The following is a 24,651-nucleotide window of genomic DNA, read 5'->3' on the forward strand; positions in this document are numbered from 1 at the left end:
CTCACCACTTAACACAACATGCCACCGACTACTCCAATCCCACACTTCACACAACTCGACACCAGTTACTCCAAACCACTCCATCCAACACTACTCCAATGCCCTATGCCGCACCGCCCCAAGGCCATGCTATCCCAGTTACAAGATCGCCCCTTACTTCTTTATACTTTCTATGTTACTTTGACTTTTTATTTCAACTTCTCCTCATCCTGATCGAACGGGATAATCGTCAAAAGGGCCGGCCACAGATACCTCCCACTCCCTCTCCCCCCTAACTTCCTCCCAACAAAAAAAGAACTGATCCCCTTAGCAACCCAGCTAGTTGCCTGTTACTCAAGGATCAGTTCTTCTTCAATTTCATTTCAATTTATCTAGCCGCCCATTTCGCCCCGCGACGCAACAGCTTCGCTACCTCGGGGTGCTGAAACGAAGGCAGATGATGACCCGGCATCAGGAATACCACCTTGCCGAGTCCGTAGGCATGCGCCCAAGCCGCCGGCCAATCCTGGCCCTCGTGGCGGTACGTGAGCAGCACCTCTTTGGCGCAAAACGGATCGAACTCAAAGCGGTAAGGTTCCTCCGCCAGGGTAAACGGTTCGATCCCTTCCACGACCGGATGTTCCGCGCCTGCCACCACCTGAAACTCAAGCTTCGTATAGGGCGGATGCTCCGTAAACTTGGCGCCGATCAACTGGGCCAGCTCCGGTCGGACCTGCAAGGAGATGCCGGTGTGCACGACCAGCAACCCGCCCCCATTGGCCACGTAGGTGAGCAGCCCCGCTGCCTGCTCCGCGTTAACCGCGTCCTCCCAACGATCCGTGTAGGAGATGCAAAGATCGTATTTCTCCAGATTTCCACCGGCTAGCCCATCGTAATCGAGGCTAGAGCTGAGTTCGAAATCATCCTGCAGGATTTGCTCCAGTTCCTCCTGTACCGCACTTAGCGGATGGTAAGGCGCGTCTGCGTTATTTCCGATTACCCATGCGTTTTTGCGTGAGTTGCTCATGTCCGTTCTCTCCCCTCCCTTTTACCAAGCGTAGGCTTGCGGTGCCGAGCCGCCTGGGCCCGGGAAGATTTCATCCAGCCGCTTCAGCACGGCATCCTCCAGCTTGATGTCGACCACCCGGAGCGTATCCTGGAATTGCTCCAGCGTACGCGGTCCGATAATTGGCGCGGTCATCGCCGGATGGACCAGCGTCCAAGCCAAGGCCACGTTGGCTTCGCTTTCGCCCAGTTCCTGGCAGAGCGCCGAAAACGCCTCCAGCTGCGGACGGAACTGCTCATAACGATTGTCATTCGCCGTACGCGAACCCGCTTGTTTCTTCGCCGCGTTACCGCCGAGCAATCCGCCTTCGAGCGGGCTCCAGGCAACGACGCCGATCCCCAAATGCTCGGCCGCAGGCAGTACTTCCAGCTCCGGTAAACGGCAGAGCAAGCTATATTTATGCTGCTCCGAGACAAGACCCAGCATATGACGGTTTTTCGCCTCATATTGCGCCTTCACCAAGTCCCAACCCGCAAAGTTACTTGAGCCGACATACCCGATTTTTCCTTGCGTAATGGAAACATGGAAAGCCTCCCACAATTCATCCCAAGATACGTTGCGGTCGATATGGTGCATTTGATACAGCTCGATGTGATCGGTTTGCAGCCGGCGCAGCGAGCCTTCCAGATGCCGGCGGATTTTGTACGAGGACAACCCAGCTGGGCTGTTAGGTCCGTCCAACGGATCGCTCATATCGCCATGAACTTTGGTCGCCAGTACTACTTTCTCACGCCGTCCTCCACCTTGCGCGAACCAGCGTCCGATGATCTCCTCAGTTTTCCCGGCGTTTTTGCCCCATCCGTAAATATTAGCCGTATCAAAAAAGTTCACGCCCGCATCCAATGCTGCGTCCATAATCCGGAACGCTTCCTGCTCGTCGGTATTTACACCAAAGTTCATTGTGCCTAGGCAAAGCTTGCTCACTTTTAACCCGGAACGTCCCAAATACGTATATTCCATTTATCGATTCCTCCGTTTTCGATTGGTATGCTGCTTCTACATCTCGAACTCTTCCAGCTTTTCTACCACGGTAAGACATGGCCCTCCACATCAAGGAATACCGGCGCTTCCGCCGGTTCGCCTCGACGTTCCATCGCCTCACGGATCAACCCCCACAATTTGCCGGCCGACTGCTCCGGTGTGAGGGTCGCGGCGGAATCCTTCTCCCCGCGCATAAACGTCTGCACCCAACCCGGATGCAGCACCAGCACTTGGCCGCCACGTGCTTTTACGCCCTTATGTACGACGTTCGAATGCATATTCACCGCCGCTTTCGACATCGTATAGGCGAACCAGCTGTCTCTGTAGCACTGCCCGATGCTGCCCGCTTCCGAGGAGATGTTGGCGATCGTGCGCGACGGACTGTTCAGAATCAGCTCGATTAACGCATTTGTTACCCGCAGGCTTCCAAGAGCATTAACGTTAAACACCTGCAGCATTTCATCAAAATCCAGCTCGCCGAGCACCGTCGTTTCAATATCGCCTAGAATCGCCGCATTATTGATCAACAGATCCAGCGAATCCGTATGCTCCCGCACCTTGGCGGCTGCCGCCTGCACGCTGGCATCGTTGCCCACATCCAGATCTAGGAGGATCAACTGCTCCCCAAACTCGGAAGCCAGCTCCGCCAGCCCCTGTTCCTCCGGGTTAAATCTCCCGGCAAACACCCAGTGGCCCTCCTCCAACAGCCTTCGCACCAGTTCAAATCCGATGCCGTGATCGGCACCGGTCACCAATGCCGTATAGCTCATTGCCGTCACTCCTCTCCTCCGAAGCCTACCTGTACATCCTCCTGCCCAGGCTGCGGTCTCTTTTATTGTAAACGCTTTTTCCCAGCGATAAAAGGGGACTGCCCTTCGGCAGTCCCCCTTTGCTTCGTTCCCCTTATTTTATGATGTAACTACGCCTTTTTTCAGGATGACGTTGGCGTACAACGCTTTTTCTCCGGTCGAGACGATCGCATACGCCTGTTTGGCCCGCTCGTAAAAAGCAAACCGCTCAACCTCCTCAAACGGCTGATCCGCGATATGATGGCGGCTGACGATGCTGCGGTACTCGTCCCAGATCGGCGTTTCGACCGGATCGCCGGGCGTTACCGCCATCAGAGCAACCGGCCGGTCCACGTATACGTCCAGCGGAAACAGCGGAAGGATCGCTTCCAGCAGCTCGGGGATGCCGTGGCCGTCGGAACGGATCAACCGCTGAGCGTGGCTTGCAGCCGGAAAATTGCCGTCAGCGAGCACGATCTCGTCCGAGTGCCCCATCTCCATCAAAATTTTCAGCAGCTCCGGCGATAGCAGGCTGGATATGCCTTTTAACATTTCATCGACCTCCCGAGTCGTTCGAATCGTGCGTAGGCCTCGGTCCAAGCTGCCCGGCGCTCTTCTGACTCCGGCTCGTAAACCTGAATTGGGAACGAGGCTTTCACCAGGTCGAGGCCTTCCTGCAGATCCGTAAGCCAGCCGCCAGCTCGCAGTTGGACTAGCAGGTTGCCGATCGTGCTGGCTTCCACCGGCCCCGCCCAGACCGGGCGACCGATCGCCTCCGCCGTCAAGCGGCAGAGCAGCTCGTTCTGAATGCCGCCGCCAACCATATGCAGCCCGGCAAACCGCGAGCCGATCAGCTCTTCAGCCTGCTCCAGCACCTGCTGATAGCGGAGCGCCAAGCTTTCAAGGATGCAGCGGGTGAACGCGCCGGGCGAATCCGGTACGGGCTGGCTCGTTTCCCGGCAATAAGCCCGGATCTCCTCCGGCATGTCGGCCGGATTCATAAACCGCAAATCATCCGGATCAATCAAGGTGTACAGCGGCTTCGCCTGTTCCGCCAATTGCACGAGCTCGGCGAAGGAATAAGCTTCGCCGTCCTGCTCCCATTTGCGTTTACATTCCTGGAGGATCCACAGGCCCATGATGTTTTTGAGCAAATGGTAGGTGCCGTCCACGCCGCCCTCGTTGGAGAACTGGCGCTCCAGTACCGCCGGTGTCAACAGCGGCTTCGCCATTTGCGTCCCCAGCAGCGACCAGGTGCCGCTCACGAGGTAGGCGAACGCTGGTGAATCCGCCGGAACGGCCGCGGCAGCGGATTCCGTGTCGTGCGAGGCAGCGGCGATGATTCGGATCGGCGGCACGCCAAGCTCGGCGCAGACCTCCGCCGTTAATTCGCCGATGACGGTACCCGGGGGCACCGGATCGGGGAAGATCTCGCTGGGGATGCCAAGCTCCTCCATCAACGCGCTGTTCCATGTGCCCCTCCCCGGGTCGTACAGCCCCGTTGTGGTCGCCATCGTAAATTCACAGACCCGCTGACCGGTCAGGAAAAAGCTCAGCAGATCCGGCGTCAACAGCAGCGTTTCGGCCAGGTCGAGCTTGGGGGAACCGGCTTTTTTCAGGGCATACAGCTGATATAGCGTGTTAAAAGGCATAAACTGCAGCCCGCTCTCGCGGAACAATCGCTCCGCGCCAATCTGAGCCGAAACTTCCTCAACCAACCCTTCGGTTTGACGATCCCGATAATGGTATGGGATGCCGAGCAACTCACCGTTTCGATCCAACAGGCCAAAATCGACGCCCCAGGTGTCGATAGCGCAGCTCTCCGGCCGATACCCGGCCTGGAACGCTTTGCGGATGCCGGCCTTGATCTCCCGCAGCAGCATCGGCGTATCCCAATGCAGGTGGCCGCCGATTTGGACCGGCACGTTAGCGAAACGATGCACCTCGGTGATTTTTAGTTTCCGAACGCTAGAAGCGTCACCCGGGTGCTCGGAGATGATTTCGCCGACGAACGCACGGCCGCTGCTGGCACCCAGATCAAATGCAAGCACGCAAGGAAAACGTTGTTGTTCCGATGACATGACCTTCACCGTCCCATCACTTCATTTTTTGCAGCAGCGTGATCCGGTAGTCTTCGCTTTCGAGCGCAGCGATGTCCGCGACCTCTTGATCGGTCAACGGGATCGGCGTTCCCGCCGCCTTCGCGCTTAAGTAGATTTTCGCGCTCTCCTCCACGACCTGGGTCCGGTAATAAGCCTCCCGCAAATTGCGGCCCGTCGTCACCAGTCCATGGTTCCCCAGCAGGATCGAGCTCGCCTCGTTCACCTTCTCGGCGACTGCGTTTGCCAGCAGATCCGTGGTTGGGATCAGATACGGGATAAACGCCGTCCGTCCGACCAAAGCGGCTTGATCCGGGAACATGATCGGCAGGTCCCGTTCGATCAGCGTAAAAGCGATGCAATGGGACGGGTGCGTATGTACCATCGCTCCCATATCCGGCTTTTGGCGGTAGCCGTATAAATGCATCAGCACCTCGGACGACGGGCGCAGGCCGATATCGGTCACCTCTCCCGTCGGAATATCCACCTCGATCCATTGCTCCGGCTCGATCTCCTCGAGCGCGAAGCCGCTGGGCGACAGATACATCTTGTCGCCGGCCCGAGCGCTGATGTTGCCGCCCGGCCCAACGACCAACCCGCTGTCCACGATTTTGCGGGCATATTTGCACAACTCTTGACGTGTTTCCATGTTTTGCATCTCGTTTAGCTCCTTTTTGGCTTGAATCACAATGACGGATTACTTGTACAGCGGCCCAAACGTAGTGCAAGCCCGGAAGTCGGCGCTCTCCGCATCTTCGGTGCCAAACAGGCCCCAGGCCCGCGGACGGAACACCTTCTCCTTCGGCACGTTGTGCATGCTGACCGGAATGCGCAGGATCGACGCCAGCGTGATCAGGTCGGCGCCGATATGGCCGTAGCTGATCACCCCATGATTCGCACCCCAGTGGTCCATCACGTCATAGACGCTGGCGAACGCGCCGCTGCCGGTCAAGTTTGGTGCAAACCAGGTCGACGGCCACGTCGGGTCGGTCCGTTTGTCGAGCGTGTCATGCACGTGCTGCGGTAGGTCCACCGAATACCCTTCGGCGATTTGCAGCACCGGACCTAATCCTTTGACCAGGTTCAACCGGGTCATCGTCATCGGCATGCCGCCGCGGGTCAAATAGTCGGTGGAAAATCCGCCGCCGCGGAAATACTCCAGTGAGGCCGGACGGAATTGTGTCGCTTGAAGCATGCGATCCACTTCCTCCTCGCGGATCTCCCAGAACGGCTTGATGACGGGGGCGCCGTCTTTCATTTGCTCGCCGGTTCCGTCAAGCGCCGCCGAACCGGAGTTGATCAGGTGCAGGATGCCACCAGCCGCGCGGCCTTCCAGCTTATGGCCGGTCACCCGCTCCACGGAGGCCGGGCTCCAGTACGTCCGCACATCGGCAAAAATCTGCGCCGTATTCGTCAGCAAATGCCCAAACAGCATACCCACGCCGTTTAAGCTGTCGTTCTCCGTCGCCACGAGGTACGGAGCGCGCGTGCCGTTCCAGTCAAACGACGAGTTGAGTAACGTCTCCATGAAATCGCCGTTCGGGAAATGATCCGTCCACTGACGTTGCCCTTGGAAACCAGAAGCGATGGCGTGATGGCCTTGCGCTTCTTCCTCATACCCCAGCTCGGCAAGACGCGGGTTGCCGATCATCAAGTCGCGCGTAATCAGCGTCATTTTCACGACTGTCTCCCACTCTTGGTCCTTGCGCTCCCGCGACGTCTGCAGATGGGCCGGGTTGTTGTCTGGTCCTTCCTGGCAGTTCTTTTTCACCCAAGCCAATGCCGCTTCGTATTCCTCGGGATCATAGATCCCTTCCTCCATCCGCCGCGTGAACTCGGTCATATCGATGTACTCGTTGCGCATCCCCAGGTATTCCTGGAAAAAGGTATCGTTCACCATCGACCCGGCGATCCCCATCGACACCGAGCCCATCGACAGATACGCCCGGTCGCGCATCAATGCCGCTGCCAGCCCGCCGCGGGCAAACCGCAGCAGCTTCTCCTGTACGTCGGCTGGAATCCGGTCGTCGCCTTCGTCCTGCACGTCTTCGCCGTAGATGCCAAATGCGGGCAGCCCTTTTTGCGCATGTGCGGATAACACCGCCGCCAGATACACCGCACCCGGACGACCGGTGCCGTTAAAGCCCCATACCGCCTTCGGAATCTGCGGATCCGTGTCCATCGTTTCGGTGCCGTAGCACCAGCACGGCGTCACGGTGATCGATACGCCCACCTCGGCCGCCTTAAACTTCTTCGCTGCAGCCGCAGCTTCCGCTACGCCGCCGATACACGTATCGGCGATCACACATTCCACCGGCTGCCCGTTCGGATAGCGGAGCTCCGCCTCCAACAGTCGGGCTACCGCCTTGGCCAGGTTCATCGTCTGCTCCTCCAGGGACTCGCGTACACCTCTTCTTCTGCCGTCGATCGTCGGGCGAATGCCGATTTTCGGAAATCCGTCCCGCCATCTGTAACCGTTTTCAACCATAGCCAATTGCCTCCTTGGACATTGAATTATAGTCCCATTCTAAAGTTGCCTTGCCTGTACGAGAACCTCCTATATTGCCCTCTTGCCACCGCAACATCGCAAAATAGTGAACCATCCTCTTCTCCGCTAAATTTTCCTGCAAATTCCTCCCCTCCGCCTTCGCTTCCGCTATAATGGGAGTATCCAATGTTCGGGAGGTACTCCATCGTGCCGAAAATCGAAATTCCTCATCACAAAAGCGACCGCTTCCGTTTCAAAAAGACGCCCGAGCTGCTGTACGCCGGCCAGGTCGTGGACGAACGCCGGTTTTACGCGCCGCCGCAAATCCATGATTATTGTGAAATCATCTATATCGTCGAAGGCCGCGGGGAATTTCGCATCGGCGGCACCACCTATGAAGTGCATCCCGGCGATGTGGCCGTTTATAATGCGGGCGTCCCGCACGAGGAACGTTCGGTTAGTTCAGACCCGTTCAAATTAATTTACTGCGGCGTAGGCAATGTGCATGTTGACGGCGTACCGCCGGGGCAACTTCTGCCGGCCTCCGTCGACCCGGTGATCCCCTGCGAAAAATACGCCTACAAAGTGGAGAGCTATCTGTCGGAAATCCTCCAGGAATGCGATTCCCAGGTGCTCGGCTACGAGACGCTCAGCAATAACCTGCTGATGTCGCTGATCACACTGCTGTACCGGATCGTGGACGTCAAGCATCCGTTTGACCCGCTGAAGGACAAAAATGAAATTACCGTTCGCACCAAACAGTTTATCGATAAAAACTACACCCGCAGCATCACGCTCAAAGAAATCGCCGATACCCTCTACGTCAGTCAGCACTACTTATCCCATCTATTTAAAAAGGAACTCGGGGATTCGCCCGTCAACTATTTGATCAACCGCCGGATTGAAGAGGCCAAGCGCCTGCTCCGCGAAACGAACGCGCCGATTCATGAAGTTGCCGCCCGGGTGGGGTACGGAAATGACAAATATTTCTCCATGTTGTTCAAAAAAATAACCGGCCTGTCGCCCAGCGCTTTCCGGGAAACGAAATGAAGCCTCGCAGCGGTCGGCTGCGAGGCTTCTGATTTGACCCGTTTCAATTAGGTAACCTTCAGTTGGAAAGCCATATGTGAGACGTCCTCTGGTGATACCGGGCGATAGGGATAAATGATCTCCACGCAGCCGCCGCCGTCCCGTTCGCGGACGATCGGCTCTGGCGCTTCCGCCTCCACGCGAAGCGACAATCCGGGGAACGTCCATACTGAAGGCGACACGTTCGCGGCGGTCACCCCGGGGCCGCACACCTCGAAATAGACGTCAAGCGCCTTGCCGCCGGTCTCCAGCGTCACCGCGGCGGTCAGCTTGCCCGGCGAGGCTGCCGCATCAATGGAATAGCCGCGCAGATGGGTGTTCCAGCCGCCCTCCGGCTCCCGGCGGATCAACCGCAAGGAGTAGCGGCCACCAGCGCCGCTGCGCCAATGCATCGTTGCCGGATGAAGCTGGCCGTTCGTATTGCGGCTACCTGAACATGCGCCGATCATCAGGTTGCGCTCCAGCCATGCGGTTGCCGTGCACACGAAGCGGTTCTTGCCAGGTTGATCCCGCTCGCATAGCTCGCGGTAGCGCCGGGTTACCAACCGCTCCTCCGGCTCGCCGAGCAGCTTTCGCTTTACCTGCTCCGGCACATCCACACCAACCAGCGCGATCATCGGATCATGCCCGGTCTCACAATTGACCGCGGCCAAATGCTTCAACCGTTCGCCAAACGCCAGGTACAAGAACACCCCCATCGAACTGTGGGCGGTCATCTCCATTTCGTAGGCCCGGGCGTAGGGGCCGGCCATATTTTCCAGCCCCGGGTGATAGAACAATGCTATCGTCTCCCATAACCCGTGTTCAATCGTATGTCCTATCGCTTTGAAACGATCGGTTCGGGCATATTGACGGATAAGGCCAAGCACGGTGAGATCGACCCCATAGTAGGTCGTGGAGTTGAATTCCGCGAGGGTGCCGAATTCGGCAAAATCCTCAAGGAACTGCTCGGCTTGATGGTCAGCATGGCGAATCCACGCCTCGTTGCCATAGCGATGCCCGTAATAATGAACGATAAACAGATGCATCAGCTCGATGTTCGTGTTCATCGGCACCGCATCCGACAGCCGGCGGTCGATGGAGCCGGTCACGGCTTTATCCATCGCTTCGTCCATGCGCCGGACCAGCTCCGGGGGAAGCTGCGGTTCGAAATGCTCCAAGATCATTGCAAAAGCGCAGGCGATAAACTCCCGCCAGTTCGGATCATAACTCCGCCATACCGGGGGAATCACCCGATCCGCAGCCCGCGTCAAGGCTTGCTCGACGTCCTTCCCTCCGACGTGTTGTCCCCCCTCGCCTTCCGCGCCAAGCTCCTCCGCAAGATGGCCCGAGATCTTCTCCAACGTGCTTGTAAGGTAATACGCGAAGCCGGGCCCAAAGCGCTTCCACGGGTAACCCCCTCGCGGCGGCTCCGCCGCCTGCGGCGAGGTTTTGAACGTGCCGTGGAAGATTTCGTCCGGGGCATCCAACTGCTGCTTCAGCACCTGGTCCAAAACGGCGCAGGCTCGCTCCACATCCTCTTCACCGTTCCGAATCAACAGGCCAACGGCATAATGGGCGCTGCCGCGGGTGGAATGCCGATCACCCCGGCCATCCTCCACGTTTCGCAGCATACGTTTTTCCTCGTCATAGTGACGGTCCATCTCCTCCATCGCTTGCTCTACCAAAAACACTTGTTCCCGCGTCATTTGCTCCAGCATACTGCCCGCCATCCCGCAGCCTCCTTCCTTTAACGTTAAGCGTCAACAGGTTCAGACCGACTCGAAAGTGGCTTCATTCGTTTCGCTTAGCTTCACCGGTCGGCCCAGGCGCAAGGAGGTTGCCGCCGCGCGGGCCATCAGTTGAGCCTGCAGGCCGTCTTCGCCCGAAACGGGGACCGTGCTTCCCTCCGCGATACTGGCGATAAACTGACGTACTTCATCCCCGTAAGCATCGTTGTACCGCTCCAGGAAGAAATGCAGCGGATTATCGCGGCGTACGCCTTCGGCCGTATGAATTTCCGCGGTGTTCGGGTAGTCGTTAGTGACCGCGACGCTGCCGCCCGATCCAAACACCTCAACGCGTTGGTCGTAGCCGTACACCGCCTGCCGGCTGTTATCGATGATGCCGATCGCACCGCTGGCAAAACGGATCGTCACCACGGCGGTATCCACGTCGCCGCAGCGCTCGAAGACGGGATCGATCAGCACGCTGCCTACGGCGCTGATTTCCACCGCTTCCTCTCCGGTGACATACCGGGCCATGTCAAAGTCATGGATCATCATGTCCATGAAGATGCCGCCGGAAGAGCGAAGGTAAGTTTCGCTTGGCGGATTGGGATCGCGGGACGTGATTTTGACGAGATGCGGCTGCCCGATTTGCCCGCCGGCCACGATCTCCCGGATCCGCTTGAAGTTATGGTCGAACCGCCGGTTAAATCCAACCTGCAGCTGAACACCGGCGGCTTGGACCGCCGCCAGCGCCTCCCTCGTCTCCTCGATGTCCATACTAACCGGCTTCTCGCAAAAGATATGCTTCCCGGCCGCAGCCGCTTGCTTGATCAACGCCACATGCGTATCCGTCGGCGAACAGATGAACACGGCCTGGATCGCCGGATCGTGCATCCATTCGTCCGCCTCCTTCGTCACGGCCCGAATGCCGCGTTCCGCAGCCCATTGCCGCAGCGCCTCGTCGGCATACGGGTCGCTGAGGGCAACAACCTCCGCCTGGCCCAGCCGCTGCACATGCTCGGCATGGATTTTCCCGATCCGCCCGGCGCCGATGATGCCAACCTTGATTTTCCCAGTTCCCGTCCCCTTTACCTGCTTCATCTCCATCTCCATCTCCATATCCATATCCATATCCTCCCTTGCCATCGTCCTCATCCCTTGTTATCTAAGCTTCGACTGGCTTACCAACGTGCCGTAACCATCTTCTTGCGCGTATAAAACTCCACCCCGTCCATGCCGTTCGCATGCAAATCGCCGTAAAACGATTGCTTCCAGCCCGAGAACGGAAAGAACGCCATCGGGGCCGGTACGCCCAAATTAATGCCCAGCATCCCCGCATCGATTTGATCGCGGAAAGTTCGGACATGGCTGCCGTTGGTCGTAAACAAGCAAGCGCCGTTGGCAAACTCGGAGCGGTTGGCGAGAGCAATCGCCTCTTCCAGCGTAGCGACTCGGACCACCGACAGCACCGGCGCAAAAATCTCGTCCTGCCACAGCTTCATCTCCGTGGAGACGTGATCAAAAATCGTCGGCCCCACAAAGTAGCCTTGGCCGTCCGCGGCCGCATCCTTGCGCCCATCGCGGACCAGCAAAGCCCCTTCTTGCTCGCCAAGCTCGATATATTGCAGCGTGCGGGCCTTATGCGTGTCGCGAATGACGGGGCCGAGGAACACGCCTGCGTCGAGGCCGTTGCCGATCTCGATCGCATCCGCCGCTTCCTTGAGCTTCGCGATCAATGGATCGGCGGCTTCACCGACCGCGACCACAACCGCGCAGGCCATGCACCGCTCGCCGGCCGAGCCAAACGCCGCGCCGAGGATCTGCTTCACGGCCGCATCAAGGTCGGCGTCCGGCATGACGATCGAATGGTTTTTGGCTCCGGCGAGCGCCTGAACCCGTTTGCCGTGGGCGGCTCCGGTCTTGTAGACGTATTCGGCGACCGGCTGCGAACCAACGAAGGAGATCGCCTTCACGTCGGGGTGCTCCAGCAAGCCGTTGACGATGTCATGCGCGCCGTGAACGACGGACAAGACGCCCTTGGGCAATCCGGCTTCCAGGAACAGCTCTGCCAACCGGTTAGCCAGCAACGGCGTCCGCTCCGACGGCTTCAGGATAAACGCATTGCCGCAGGCAATCGCCAGCGGGAACATCCAGCACGGCACCATCATCGGGAAGTTAAACGGCGTAATGCCTCCAACCACCCCAACCGGGTAACGGTACATCCCCGATTCCAGGTTGGTTGCGATATCGGGGAGCTGCTTCCCCATCATCAGCGTTGGGGCCCCGGCCGCGAATTCCACGCATTCGATTCCGCGCTGGACCTCGCCGTATGCTTCCTCGTAGCTTTTGCCGTTCTCGATCGTAACGATGCGAGCCAGCTCCGCCCAATGCTCTACCAGCAGCTGCTGGTATTTGAACAGGATGCGCGCCCGCCGCGGCACCGGCGTACGGCTCCAGGCTCCAAACGCCTCCTTCGCCAACTGCACGGCGGCGTCAAGCTCCGGCTTTGTCGATAAGGGGACATAGCCCAAAATCTCCTCGGTTGCCGGATTCACGACCGGCAGCGTCTGCGCGGAGGTCGAAGCGACCCATTCTCCGCCGATCAGGTTTTGTATCGTGTTCACTTCTGTGGTCATCGTGGTTGGCCCCCTTTTTATTTCACACCGTCAACCGCATCGGCGTTTGTGGAAGCGGCAATAAAGTCGTCGATCTGCCGAGTTGTCGGCATCGCATCGGAGCAGCTATGGCTGGATACGACAATCGCCGCAGCCGCGCTGCCGTAAGTCATGCTTCGCTCGATCGTCCAGCCCTGCATCAAGCCGTACAGCATCCCGGCGGCATACGAATCCCCCGCCCCAAACGTCTTGATGACCTGGGCTTGGAAACTGCGCGCCCGATGGCTTGTGCCGTCCTTCACATAAGCGATCGAACCGTCCTTCCCATGTTTGATCACGACGAGCTTCGCGCGATGTTCGAACCAGCCGGAGGCAGTCACCTGATCGCTGCGCTCCGGATTGGCTTCAAAGCGCTCCATCCGGTCAAACTCCTCGCGCGTTCCGATCAGAATATCGCAATACTCCGCGGCCAGATTGTAATAAACGGCGGTCTCCTCGTCGCTTCTCCACGTATACGGCCGATAATCCAGGTCAAACGCGATCACAGCCCCATGCTTGCGCGCATAACGCAGCGCTTGAAATACCGCCTCGCGGGAGGGGCTCTGGGCCAGCGCTGTCCCGGAGATTAGCAGCAGCTTCGCCTCCGAAATCCGCTCCTCCTGCACTTCATCGGGTGTCAGCAGCAGATCGGCGACATTGTCGCGGTACATGAGAATGCTGCAATCCGTGGGGCTTTGGATTTCCGTAAAAGCCAACCCCGTCACGGCGCCGGTATGGTCCGTCACGACGTTACGGGTGTCGATGCCGTTTTGCTCCAGGTAACGGACGATAAATCGCCCCATCTGATCATCCGACACCTTGCCGATAAACCCGGCCTTCAGGCCAAGCCGCGACATGCCGATGCAAATGTTGGCTGGCGAGCCGCCGACATACTTCGTGAAAGTGATCGTATCCTCCATCGGCCGGTTGATTTCGTTGGCGTTCAAATCGATGCACAGCCGCCCGATCGCTACAAAATCAACCGGCTTGCTTGAATCAATAACCAGCTTGCTCATCTCGCGATCTACTCCTCTCCGGTTCTGCCGTTCTGTCGTAACGACGCTAAGTAGTCCAAGGATCGCCGCGCATACGCATAAGCCGGATGAAGCGTCGGATCCTGCTCGCCTTCCAGCATCGCCCAGCCTTCGTAACCGCGGACGGCCAGCTCCTCCAGAATCGGACCAAAGTCGATCCCGCCGTCGCCGGGAACCGTAAACACCCCTTTGCGAATACAGGTCACGAAGTCCACGCCTTCACGGCGAGCTTCTTCCAACACGGGGAAGCGGACATCCTTCAGGTGAATGTAGGCGATCCGGTCCGCATGCTTGCGCAGCAGCTCCAGCGGGTCGGCTCCCCCGTAATAGGCGTGGCCCGTGTCATACAGCAGATACACCAGCGAAGGATCAGTTAGCTCCATTAAGCGGTCGATCTCCTCCGGCCGTTCTACTACAGTTCCGCCATGATGGTGATACGTTAACTTCATCCCGTATTCCGCGGCGATTCGCCCCGCTGCGTTAAGCCCTTCGGCCAAGGCCGCCCAGCCGGCGTCGTCAAGCCGAAGCACTTCCTTCTCGTACGGCGTGCGGCGCGGATCGAAATGCAGCGATCCCCCCACCTCCGCCGTGCTGATCACCGGGCTGCCCATCTCATGTAAAAAGGCGACATGCTCCCGGTACGCCTTCAGCTCGCTCTCCTGGTAAGCCGGGTCGGAGAACAATACCGACTTCCATTGGGAGACGAGCTGAATCCCCCGGCTCGCCAGCGTTTCCTTTAAGACCGTCCGATCCTTCGGAAATTTGCGGCCCATTTCGGTTCCGGTCAGGCCCAGCTTTTGAATCTCGTCAAGGATCTGTTCATAGGTTGTTGCCTCCCCATGCTCCCGCACGTCTTCGCCAACCCAGTTAATCGGATGAATCCCCAGCTTTAGCTTTAGTCCGTCCAGCATCTCTTCCCCTCCTTCAGATATGCTTGCGATTTACGTTATGTCCGTTGTTTCTACATCCATTTCCGCCCTTCGGCTAGACCCCTGACGGCTGGGCCGCCGCACACCTTGCCTTAGAGTGGTCTTGCCCGCTCAATCCGCTGGCGCATAGCTTGGTGGGCCTCCACGACCTTTGGACTGGACGAGACTTCCGGCACGCCAACCCTCCACCAGGAGTCGTAGCCATCGGTGTGGGAGCCCGGCACAACCTTGATATCGATCAGCGTTGTACACGGCTCCTGCTTCGCTTGAATCAGCGCTTCCTGGAGCTCCTCTGCGGTTGTCGCCGTATAAGCCTTCGCTCCCATGCTCCGCGCATGGGCCGCAAAGTCGATCGGTAAATACGCCCCTGTCAATCCCCCTCCGGCGGCGTCCCGTCTGCGGAATTCATTGCCGAACCCGTCGCTGCCCTGGCTGCGCTGCAAGCTGTGAATGCATTGGTAACCGTGGTTATCAAATAGCAGAAGGGTGATTTTGCGGTTTTCCTGCAAGCTGGTCACAAGCTCCGAGTGCAGCATGAGATAGCCGCCGTCGCCCAGAACCGCGTAAACATGGCGGTCCGGCTCCGCCAAGGCAGCCCCTAACGCGCCGCTGACTTCGTACCCCATACAGGAAAAACCGTATTCCGCATGATAGGTGCCCGGCCGCTCCGTTCGCCAAAGCCGGTGCATATCGCCCGGGAGACTGCCGGAGGCCAGCAGCACGATATCCTCCTCGCCGAGGTACCGGTTGATCACGCCCAAAGCTCGGGTTTGCGCCAGTCCTTCCTGCAAATCCATCGTGAACAGGCGCTCCACCTCTTGGTCCCAATCCGCCTTGAGGCCGGCGAGCTCCGCTGCGTCATACCCGCTTCGGTAAGCGCGATCGAGCAGCGCGGCCCGCAGCGCCGCCAGCCCTTCCCGGGCATCCGCGGCAACCGATACGCCGCCTAGCTTCACCACGTCCTGCCCGTTTACATTAAGATTCACGAAGGACGTATTCTCGCCAAAGGCGGATTTGGACGCCGTCGTGAAATCGTTGTACCGGGTCCCCACGCCGATGATGACGTCGGCTTCGCGGGCCAGCCGGTTGGCAGCGGCCGTTCCGGTCACTCCGACGCCCCCCATGCCCAGCGGATGCTTCCACGAGATCGCGCTTTTGCCGGCTTGAGTTTCGGCCACCGGGATGCCAAATGCCTCCGCAAAACCGAGCAGCTCCGCCGTCGCTCCGCTGTAATGCACGCCCCCGCCAGCGATGATCAGCGGACGCTGCTTGCCGGCGATCAATGCCGCAGCGCGCTCAATCGCGTCCTTCGCCGGCGGCCGTCGGTCGATCACATGAATACGCTTCCGCAAAAACTCAACCGGATAGTCGTAAACCTCGGTCTGCACATCCTGAGGCAGAGCCAACGTCACCGCCCCGGTCTCGGCCGGGTCGGTCAACACCCGCATCGCTTGAAGCGCCGCGCTCATCAGCTGCTCCGGTCGGGATATCCGGTCCCAATATCGGCTGACCGGGCGAAAGGCATCCACCGCGGAGATCGTGTAGTCGTTGGGCACCTCCAGCTGCTGCAATACCGGATCCGGCTGACGGCAGGCGAAATTATCGCCGGGCAACAGCAGCACCGGAATCCGGTTGACCGTTGCCGTCGCCGCGGCTGTAACCATATTCAGCGCCCCCGGGCCAATCGAGGTCGTGCAGGCGAAGATTTGGCGGCGGGCTTTTTGCTTGGCGTACGCCACCGCGGTGTGCACCATCCCCTGCTCATTTTTACCTTGGATAAACGTAAGTCCCGTCTTCTCCCGCTCGATGGCTTCCCCGATCCCCGTAACGTTGCCGTGCCCAAAGATACCGATGATCCCCTCGACGAACTTCGTCTCCTTGCCGTCCAGCAGGAGGTATTGGTTATCCAGGAAGTGCAGCAGCGCCTGAGCCATCGTCAGCCGTACCGTCTCTTTCATCCGAACTCATCTCCTTTGAATACCCGCTATTCATTAGCATGTTTATTCCCGAGCTACGGCGTTATGTTTGAATCGGCCAGCGCCGCCTTCAGCTGCAACACTTCAACGGCGGCCAGCATCATGATGCCGATGCCGTGGTTATCGTTCCGAACCGTGCGCAGATCCTCCATATAATAAAAAGGGGAGAAGGAGTAACGTGAACCGCTGCACACGCCGTGCACATTCCCCTGGCGGTCGATCGCCTCCGCCGTCAGTCCCCTCCAGCCTTTGATCGCTGCCTCGGCATAAGGCTCCTTGCGATCCAGCCAACCAAACCGGATGCCGCGCGAAAAGGCATAAACGAACATCGCCGTACAGGAAGCTTCCAAATAGGCGTCCGCCCGGTTTAAGACCTGATGCCATAACCCGGATGCGGATTGAAGCGCAGCGATCCCTTCGCTGAGCTCTCGGAACATCGTCAAAAGCTGCTCCCGATCCGCATGATCCTCGGGGAGCCGCTCCAGCAGCTCGGTCAGCGAGAACAGCACCCAGCCGTTGCCCCGCCCCCAAGGGACTCGGGTTGGCTTGCCGTATTTGAAATCGTAGACATGAGACATGATTTGCTGATCACTCATATACAGATAGCGCTTGAACCGCAAAAACTGCTTCGCCGCTTCATTAATGGCGTCCGCCTCTCCCGAAATCTCGGAATATCGCGCAAGAAACGGCGCGCTCATATACAAATCGTCGGCCCACATCGTGTCGGCCGAATATTCCCCTTCACAACGCCGGTAAAAAGCTCCGTCCTCCCGCCGCTCCAGCCGCTTTAACATAAAATCGGAGATGCGATCCGCGATTTTGCGGGATTCCGCAGGCTCCCCTCCATCCAAGCTCGCCTGCAGCATCGCCGACCCGAAGGACCCGCAATTATCGAGCATCCGCAGCAGTACCAGCTGATGGTTGATCGCCGGAAATCCATATTCGACGCGGTCCCATAACGAATATTCATACCATTCCGTACAGCTGGAAATATGGGAGAGCGCATAGGCCCGGATGTCCGGGCGGTTTAATTCCTTCGCCGTGCGGAGCAAACCGTACATCGTCACGCCCAGCGGGTAATCCCAGCGCCCGAAATTGGTTGCACCTCCAGTCGTCCACTTGTTGCTCAGCATCGCATTCTCGTAAAAAGGACGCACGCGCAGCTCTGGAGCATCCACCGCCCAGTAAACGCGACCGATCAACCCTTCAAACGTTTTGTTGACCAGACGCACCTGCTCCGGCGGCAGCACCTCCTCAACCGGAAGAGGCGCCAGGTACAACCACGCGCTGGGATTGCCATGTACCTTTACCGGTTCAAAAAAAGCCAGCGGCTCTCCGTTTGCTTCCACCGCCAACTCAAAGCCCCAGCCTTCCTTCGCATTTTCCGTCCGCACCACGATTTGCCGGATTCCCGGCTTCACTTCGGTTTGAATTCGAAAAGGTCCCCCTCCCGCAACCGTCACCGCCAGCGTATCGTCCACCCAGATCTGTGTCGCTCCCCGAACGCTACCGTTCAGCTCGATTCGTTCGGCGGAGGCCGGGACATGGACCGTGCTCCAGGCATACGCTGCCGCAGGCTGAGCCGGATGGCCGTAGATCCGTTCCAAATTCGGCAGCCCCCGTAGGTGCTCCGGCCATTTGACCGCCGGCAGCCAGTTCAGACCGCTCGCTGCTTCATCTGCTTGCCCGTCCGGAAACGGCTTTCCATCGGAGCCGAAGCAAACCGTCTTCACCGGCTCGGAATACACCCATCCGGCGCTCCCCTGCCGGTCGGTAAACGGGGCCGCGACCTGCAGGATCCGCACCTTCGCTTCATCGGCTCCAAACCGGCAGCCAAAGCCGGATGCGGTTTTTCTCGCCTCCAACAGCAGCGTGTTCCAGCCTGGGGTCAATTCGAGCGGCACCTGGATCCGCGCTTGGGGATCGAGTTCATCCACGACCGTAGAAAGGTACGTCAGTTGCTCGTTTACGAACAGCCGTACCGGCCCAAGCGGTTCCATGACACCGTCGATCGAACGCTCTCCATCGCTCCAGACCAGACCGTACGCATACGCGTAATCACCATCCTCCGCTTGCGGGTGCTTGGCGGCAAAGTCCATATCGTACAAACCTTCCGCCGTCTGCAAAATCCCCGCTTTGGAGAAGGTGCGCAGCGCAAACGGGATCGGCGGATTCGCCCCGATATACCTAGCGGCGATCACTTCCAAGATCCGTCCGTCTTCGTCGCCAAACCAATAAGAGGAACTCTCCCTCGCGTCGATATATTCGCCCAAGTTGATGTCTCCTTCCCTTCTATCCTATCCATCCCAGAGCTTGCTCGAGTGCTAAGTGCTTGATTAGTAAGACAGCTTCAGATCAATCGTTCGGTCGTAAGGCGTCAACAAATTGACGACCAATACCCGGCAACCGGCAGGAACCCCCGTGTTGTTCAGCCCTTCGGCTTGATGCTCCATCCCGCCGCCATTCAGCTCGATCCAATCCTCCCCTGAGGTCAAGCGAACCTTCCCCTGCTTCCAGAAAAAGATCCCGCTCTCCGCTTGCTCCACCGCCTCGCCCGCCATTTCGCTTTCCAGGCCGAAGAGGAACGAAAGCTGCGTTAATATCGGCTCCTCCCGGGCGCATTGAACGCGTATTCTCCAACCCTCGGCAGTTTCATGAACCTCGACTTCTACGTGTTGCTGCTGCTCATGGGTGACTTCCCGCCGATGATGGGGCAGCAAATACCAAGGGCTCACCGGCCCTTTGGCCGTTGCCGGCAACAGCTCCTTTGCAACGGGAGCATAATAACCTTTGCGTTCCGTTGCGGTTAACCGGTACCCCTGCCCTTGATGGATCTGCTCCAGCTTCTGCAGCTTCACGTAACCCGGCGCGAACGCAGACGCAAGCTGAACACCCAGCAACCGCACTTGGCCGTGGCGCAGCGCAAAGAACGAATTCGACTCCGTCATTACGGTGGCGCTCATCGCACCGCGCCGATGTCGGGCGATTGGCGCGCCGAAATCGGGATGCAGCTTGCTGTGATAGATTCGCTCGTGATGCCCGGCCTTTTCCATGCCGCTTAAATAACGCTCGCGCGGAAAACCGCCGTTGAGCACCACCCGATAGTTTTCCGGCAAAGGGACGAGCGGGACCGCGGGCTGGAGAAGCTCGGGATAACGAAGTAATCCCAGGAGCGCATGGTTCGGCAAACCGCCCGGATGCCTGAGCGAACGGCCGGCCAACTCGGCGATGGCTTCGAACAGCGGATTTTTGTCGCGATTCGCCAGCCATTTGGCGGCGAGGAAATACCCGCTCAGATCAAACGGATGGCCGAAATCCTGGCGCCCGGAATAGTCCGTGACCACCTCTCCGCCCGGGTGGATCAAGTAAGCCATCATCCGCAAGTTGCGGCGGACCGGCACAAGCAGCCCGGGAAGCTCCAGTTGCTCGGCGGCCCAAATTAAAACGATATCGCTAACGGCGTTATAAATTCCGTTGCTCCGCTCGGTCCACTCTCCGTCCGGTGTACAGTCAATGCCCTCCGCAAGCCAGGCTTCCGCCCGCTCCTTCAGCTCCGGCTGGCCCGTCAGCTTATACAGGAACCCCAGCGCCGAGCACAGCACCCACCGGTGATTGGGCGTATGGCACCCGCCCGTCAACAACAGCGGAACCGTCCGCTCGAGAAAGAGGCGAATGTCCTCCGCCACTTTACAGACTCGCGGATAACGCGCAGCATGAGCGCAAAGCAGCTCATACACCTGGGCGAGGCCGCTCACCACAAAAGCGGTGTCGGGCGGTGAATGCAGATTCGTCCAGGGCGGCGAGATCGAGCCGTCGGCATGCTGCGACCGCAGCATAAACTGCGCCGCCAACTCCAGCCGCTGCAGCAGCGCGTCCTCATGATAAAACCGGGAGTCCTCATTTACGAGAGCGCAAGCCCACATCGCCATATCCAGAGGGGTACCGCCGTGGCTCGGCCAGGCGATCCCGTTCGCCGGATCGATGACCCCGCCATAGAAACGGCTGTCCGGATCCAGGATTTGCCGCTCCATTGCCGTTTGCGCGAACTCGTCGTTTAGGGTCACCAGCTTGTCGTAGATTTCCATGTTCAAGCCTCTACTCCCCCTTCACTGCATCGCTATAGCGTTTCGATTTGCACTACTCCGTGATCTAGTGATCTATCTTCTATCCCTTCACCGCACCCAGCATAACGCCGCTGACGAAATAGCGCTGCAGCCACGGATACACCAGCAGGATCGGGATCGTCGCAAACATGACGCTCGCAGACTTTAAGCCCTCGGATACCAGCTTCGTAACCGCACCGGCACCTTCCGCCGCCAAGAGATCGGAGATCATGTTGTTCTGAATTAGCTGATACAGCTTTAATTGCAACGGGTACAGCTCCGGGCTGTTAATGTACATCAACGTATCCTGAAATCCGTTCCAACGCCCTACCGCATAGAACAGGCTGAGCGTAGCGATCACCGGAAGCGAAAGCGGTAGAATGATATGCGTCAAGGTGCGAAAATGGCTGCTGCCGTCAATCTCCGCGGATTCCTCCAGGCCTTCCGGAATGTTGTTAAAGAAGGTGATCAGGATGATGAGGTAAAACGGGTTGACCAACCCTGGAAGCACCAGCGCCCAGATCGTATCCAACAGGTTCAGGTTGCGGACGAGAATATACTCAGGGATGATCCCGCCGCTGAAGAACATCGTGATGACCACAATCGTCATAAAGATTTTGCGGCCTCTCAGCTTACGCTTGGACAACGGGTAGCCGGCGGCGATCGTCATCAGCATGCAGAGCAGCGTAAACAAAGCCGTCAGCAGTACCGTAAAGCCCAAAGAGCGCAGCATCGCCGGGTCGGTGAAGACCTGCTTGTAGGAATCAAATGTGAGCTCAACCGGCAGTAAGCTGACTTTTCCAGACAGGATCGGCCCTGCTGAGCTGAGCGAAACGGCGAGAATATGGATAAACGGAGCCAGACAAAGCAGCGTGGCGACAGCGATCACGACAAAATTGACAATATCGAACACGCGGTTAGCAGTCTGTTCTTTCACGGACGTCCGCTCCTTTCATAACATGTTGACCTCCTTACATGATCCCTTCATCGGTAAGCTTCTTGGAAATGTGGTTGGCCGACAGCACCATCACGAGCCCAACAACCGCCTGGAACAATCCGACGACCGTCGCCAGCGTGTATTGGCCGGATTGCAGCCCGATGCGGTAAACGAACGTACTCAGCACATCAGAGTACTCGCGGACTGCCAGGTTGCCGATGACATACGGGCGGTCGAAGCCAATCGTAATCAAGTGGCCTAGGTTAATGATCAGCAGCATCACGATTGTGGATTTCAAGCCGGGGAGCGTGATATGCCAAATTCGTCTCATTCGGCTGGCACCGTCGATGCTCGCAGCTTCGAACAGCTCTTTATTGATGCCCGTGAGCGCTGCCAAATAGATGATGGTTCCCCAACCTGCGCTTTGCCACATCCCGATCAGCAAATACGTCACCAGCCAGGTGTTCTTCTCGGTTAAAAAAGGAATGGCTTCATACCCCAATGAGGTAATCACATTGTTGATCATGCCGGATTGGGTCCCGAAGACCTGGGCGGCAATCCCCCCGATAATCACCCAGGAGATGAAGTGAGGGATGTATAGAATCGTTTGCGACAGCTTTTTGAACCAGTTAATCTGCATCTCATACAGCAATACCGCCAAAATCAGCGGAGCCGGAAAAGAAACCAGCAAATCCAGAAAATTCAGCATCAGCGTATTGCGCAGCGTAAGATAGAAATCCCGCATCCCAAACACTTCCCGGAACGCCTCAAACCCAATCCATTCGCTGCCCTCAATCCCCTGAAAGAAGTTAAAATCCTTAAACGCAATTTGAATCCCGTACATCGGGCCGTATCGGAATATGACAAAATAAGCGAGCGGTAACGCAAGCAACGCATACAGCTGCCAATATCTGCGGAAATAGACTTTCCAGCTCACAGCGGTCCCCTCCTTAGGCGATAGGAAACTGCGGGGGAAGGGGAAGCCCCTTCCCCGCAATGACCCGGATCTGACTTATTTGGACTGCATTTCTTTGTAGACGGCTGTACGCTCGTCAAGGATCGCCTGGCCTCCGCTGGCCATATAGTCTTTCAGCATCGATTCGTATACGCTTTCAAATTGATCCGGCTTGGTCATCGTCACTTTGACGAGCATTTCATGGAATTTCTCCTGCAACGTCGTGCCGTATTTCGTTTGCGCTTCAATCGGCTTGCTCATCACGATCGGTTGGATCAGATCCGTGTTCGCGATCGTTTGGGCTTCGGCGACATCCTTCTGATATTGCGTCGGGAATTGCATCGCCCGGGCTTTCATGTTGAGTTCATCGTTGCCGAGCTGCTTGCCGTTCGAGATAATCGCCATATCTCCGCTATTGTAAAGGCGGTTGATCGCTTCCTCGGTTTGATTCTCCATGACGACCGGTACGCCGTCGACCATGGTGTAGTTCTCGCCTTCAATGCCGTTTTGCATATGGAACAGATGATCATCCGAAGCCATCCATTCCAGATACTTGATCGCTTCTACCGCACGTTCGCTTGTTTTCGGAACCATGATATACATGCCGTTTGGATTGTACATCGGTTTGGCATGCTTCCCTTCGGAGTTCGTAAAGACATCTACCGATTTAAGAATGGAGCCGGGAACATTTTGCTGGAGCGTGGCGTAGGAGCCGTTTTCGTAGAAAGGATTGACGTCGTCCTCGCTGAAGAAGCCAACCTTGCCTGAGGATACGTCCTCGCCTAACTTCTTCTTGTCGGTATCAAGCGCAAAATCCTTGCTGATCAATCCTTCGTTGTACAGCTTATTCATAAACTGCAGCGCGTTCTTGAAGCCCGGCAGCAGTGTGGGGTAATCATTGGAACCCAGCGTTTGGGTTAAGGTGTAGCTTTGTTCTTCGGTTAACGGTTCGATGAAAGACCAGAGGAGAGGTTCGTATTGCGCGTTGGCTACCGTCATCGCCATGGGGATAACTTGCCCGCCGGTTTTGCCCGGATCCTTCTCCTTAAAAGCCTTCAGCGTATTGTATAACTCCTCCGTGGATTGAGGAACGGGGAGTCCCAGTGCATCCAGCCAATCTTGGCGGATAAAAGAAGCGTATTTACCGAGCTGTGTACGTTTGGCGGGAACAGCGAATTGCGTACCTTCATACCGGCCGTATTGCAGGATGTCCTCGCCGAGGAATGCCGTTAAATTAGGGGCGTGTTGCTCAAGAAGTGGAGTCAGGTCCGTCAAACCGCCTTGGGAGGCGTAACGGTTAAACGTGTTGGTGTCATACGTAAAAACAATGTCCGGGACGTCGCTGCCGCTTGCCATCAGAACATTAAGCTTCTCAACTTCCTCGGAACGGGGGATCGGTACGAATTCCACATCGATGTTGTTCGGATCCCCAAAGTTCTCTTGCACGTATTTCGTCAAATAGTTCTCCGTGATCGTTGATCCGGCCGGCGAGTTCCCCCGATCGAACACTTCAACCTTCAGCGTGACCCGCTTACCGGTGGATTCGCCTCCTGGCGACGCACTGCCCGGATCATTGGATTTCGAATTCGATGAAGACGAACATGCCGTAAACAACAAGGAAGTAATCAAAAGTACCGCAGTGATGGCCAACCCTGATCTTTTTTTGTTTCCAATCATTTTTTCATCCCCTTCTTCGAATAGATGTATCATCCGATCGGAAGACATGGATACGTGCTGTCCACTGTGGCTGCTGCCGCCCGTCCGGATTGACCCAAGTATGCCATGGCCCGGAAGAAGCGGTAAATAAACTAGTTTCGGGCGGATAAACCGTCGTCTAGATATCCAGATAATGGATAAATAAAGC

At 57.7% G+C, this 24,651-nt stretch carries 19 protein-coding genes; 1 reads left to right on the top strand and 18 read right to left on the bottom strand.

The window, feature by feature from the left end; genetic code table 11:
• Nucleotides 1–367 precede the first annotated feature (367 nt).
• The 7 genes from BN3277_RS16370 to BN3277_RS16400 all read right to left on the bottom strand — a co-directional run bounded on the left by BN3277_RS16370 (nt 368) and on the right by BN3277_RS16400 (nt 7,401).
• Entirely contained in the window at nt 368–1,006 is a 639-nt protein-coding gene (locus tag BN3277_RS16370) for a ThuA domain-containing protein (RefSeq protein ID WP_059044373.1), read from the bottom strand.
• A gap of 21 nt (nt 1,007–1,027) precedes the next feature.
• Nucleotides 1,028–2,005 (bottom strand): aldo/keto reductase, encoded by a 978-nt coding sequence (locus tag BN3277_RS16375; RefSeq protein WP_059044375.1) that lies wholly within the window; start codon nt 2,003–2,005, stop codon nt 1,028–1,030.
• 62 nt (nt 2,006–2,067) lie between these two features.
• Nucleotides 2,068–2,796 (bottom strand): SDR family NAD(P)-dependent oxidoreductase, encoded by a 729-nt coding sequence (locus tag BN3277_RS16380; protein WP_059044376.1) that lies wholly within the window; start codon nt 2,794–2,796, stop codon nt 2,068–2,070.
• A 138-nt stretch (nt 2,797–2,934) separates the two neighbouring features.
• A complete protein-coding gene (gene fucU, locus BN3277_RS16385; protein WP_059044379.1) occupies nt 2,935–3,366 on the bottom strand; it encodes an L-fucose mutarotase in 432 nt (143 codons plus the stop codon).
• On the bottom strand, nt 3,360–4,895 hold the full coding sequence (locus BN3277_RS16390) for a rhamnulokinase (RefSeq protein ID WP_059044381.1): 1,536 nt from the start codon (nt 4,893–4,895) through the stop codon (nt 3,360–3,362). The genes fucU and BN3277_RS16390 overlap by 7 nt, the downstream gene beginning before the upstream one ends.
• Nucleotides 4,896–4,911: 16 nt before the next feature.
• Nucleotides 4,912–5,571: a class II aldolase/adducin family protein gene (locus tag BN3277_RS16395; RefSeq protein WP_059044383.1), complete on the bottom strand. Its 660-nt coding sequence runs from the start codon at nt 5,569–5,571 to the stop codon at nt 4,912–4,914.
• 39 nt (nt 5,572–5,610) lie between these two features.
• Nucleotides 5,611–7,401 carry an L-fucose isomerase gene (locus BN3277_RS16400; protein WP_059044385.1) on the bottom strand — a complete coding sequence of 597 codons (1,791 nt, stop codon included), beginning with the start codon at nt 7,399–7,401 and terminating at the stop codon, nt 5,611–5,613.
• A 207-nt stretch (nt 7,402–7,608) separates the two neighbouring features.
• Here BN3277_RS16400 and BN3277_RS16410 point away from each other — a divergent pair, with 207 nt between their 5' ends.
• A complete protein-coding gene (locus BN3277_RS16410) occupies nt 7,609–8,451 on the top strand; it encodes an AraC family transcriptional regulator (protein ID WP_059044389.1) in 843 nt (280 codons plus the stop codon).
• A gap of 47 nt (nt 8,452–8,498) precedes the next feature.
• Here BN3277_RS16410 and BN3277_RS16415 read toward each other — a convergent pair whose 3' ends face one another.
• The 11 genes from BN3277_RS16415 to BN3277_RS16465 all read right to left on the bottom strand — a co-directional run bounded on the left by BN3277_RS16415 (nt 8,499) and on the right by BN3277_RS16465 (nt 24,464).
• Entirely contained in the window at nt 8,499–10,202 is a 1,704-nt protein-coding gene (locus BN3277_RS16415; protein ID WP_059044390.1) for a hypothetical protein, read from the bottom strand.
• A 39-nt stretch (nt 10,203–10,241) separates the two neighbouring features.
• Entirely contained in the window at nt 10,242–11,324 is a 1,083-nt protein-coding gene (gene iolG, locus BN3277_RS16420) for an inositol 2-dehydrogenase (RefSeq protein ID WP_232436442.1), read from the bottom strand.
• 56 nt (nt 11,325–11,380) lie between these two features.
• A complete protein-coding gene (locus tag BN3277_RS16425; RefSeq protein ID WP_059044392.1) occupies nt 11,381–12,835 on the bottom strand; it encodes a CoA-acylating methylmalonate-semialdehyde dehydrogenase in 1,455 nt (484 codons plus the stop codon).
• A gap of 17 nt (nt 12,836–12,852) precedes the next feature.
• Nucleotides 12,853–13,869 (bottom strand): 5-dehydro-2-deoxygluconokinase, encoded by a 1,017-nt coding sequence (gene iolC / locus BN3277_RS16430; RefSeq protein WP_059044394.1) that lies wholly within the window; start codon nt 13,867–13,869, stop codon nt 12,853–12,855.
• A gap of 8 nt (nt 13,870–13,877) precedes the next feature.
• Entirely contained in the window at nt 13,878–14,798 is a 921-nt protein-coding gene (gene iolE / locus BN3277_RS16435) for a myo-inosose-2 dehydratase (RefSeq protein ID WP_059044396.1), read from the bottom strand.
• A gap of 110 nt (nt 14,799–14,908) precedes the next feature.
• Nucleotides 14,909–16,774: a 3D-(3,5/4)-trihydroxycyclohexane-1,2-dione acylhydrolase (decyclizing) gene (gene iolD, locus BN3277_RS16440; protein WP_059044399.1), complete on the bottom strand. Its 1,866-nt coding sequence runs from the start codon at nt 16,772–16,774 to the stop codon at nt 14,909–14,911.
• 53 nt (nt 16,775–16,827) lie between these two features.
• Nucleotides 16,828–19,065, bottom strand: a complete 2,238-nt coding sequence (locus tag BN3277_RS16445; RefSeq protein WP_059044401.1) for a glycoside hydrolase family 88/105 protein — start codon at nt 19,063–19,065, stop codon at nt 16,828–16,830.
• Nucleotides 19,066–19,128: 63 nt separating this feature from the next.
• The gene (locus tag BN3277_RS16450) at nt 19,129–20,877 is read right to left on the bottom strand and encodes a hypothetical protein (protein WP_059044895.1); all 1,749 of its coding nucleotides are present in this window, start codon (nt 20,875–20,877) and stop codon (nt 19,129–19,131) included.
• Between the two features lie 79 nt (nt 20,878–20,956).
• On the bottom strand, nt 20,957–21,832 hold the full coding sequence (locus BN3277_RS16455; RefSeq protein WP_059044403.1) for a carbohydrate ABC transporter permease: 876 nt from the start codon (nt 21,830–21,832) through the stop codon (nt 20,957–20,959).
• Nucleotides 21,833–21,866: 34 nt separating this feature from the next.
• Complete coding sequence (locus BN3277_RS16460; RefSeq protein ID WP_059044405.1) at nt 21,867–22,769, bottom strand: ABC transporter permease; 903 nt, start codon at nt 22,767–22,769, stop codon at nt 21,867–21,869.
• A gap of 75 nt (nt 22,770–22,844) precedes the next feature.
• Complete coding sequence (locus tag BN3277_RS16465; RefSeq protein ID WP_059044407.1) at nt 22,845–24,464, bottom strand: extracellular solute-binding protein; 1,620 nt, start codon at nt 24,462–24,464, stop codon at nt 22,845–22,847.
• Between the last annotated feature and the right edge of the window lie 187 nt (nt 24,465–24,651).

Source organism: Paenibacillus rubinfantis (genome assembly GCF_001486505.1).
Classification (GTDB): Bacteria; Bacillota; Bacilli; order Paenibacillales; family Paenibacillaceae; genus Fontibacillus; species Fontibacillus rubinfantis.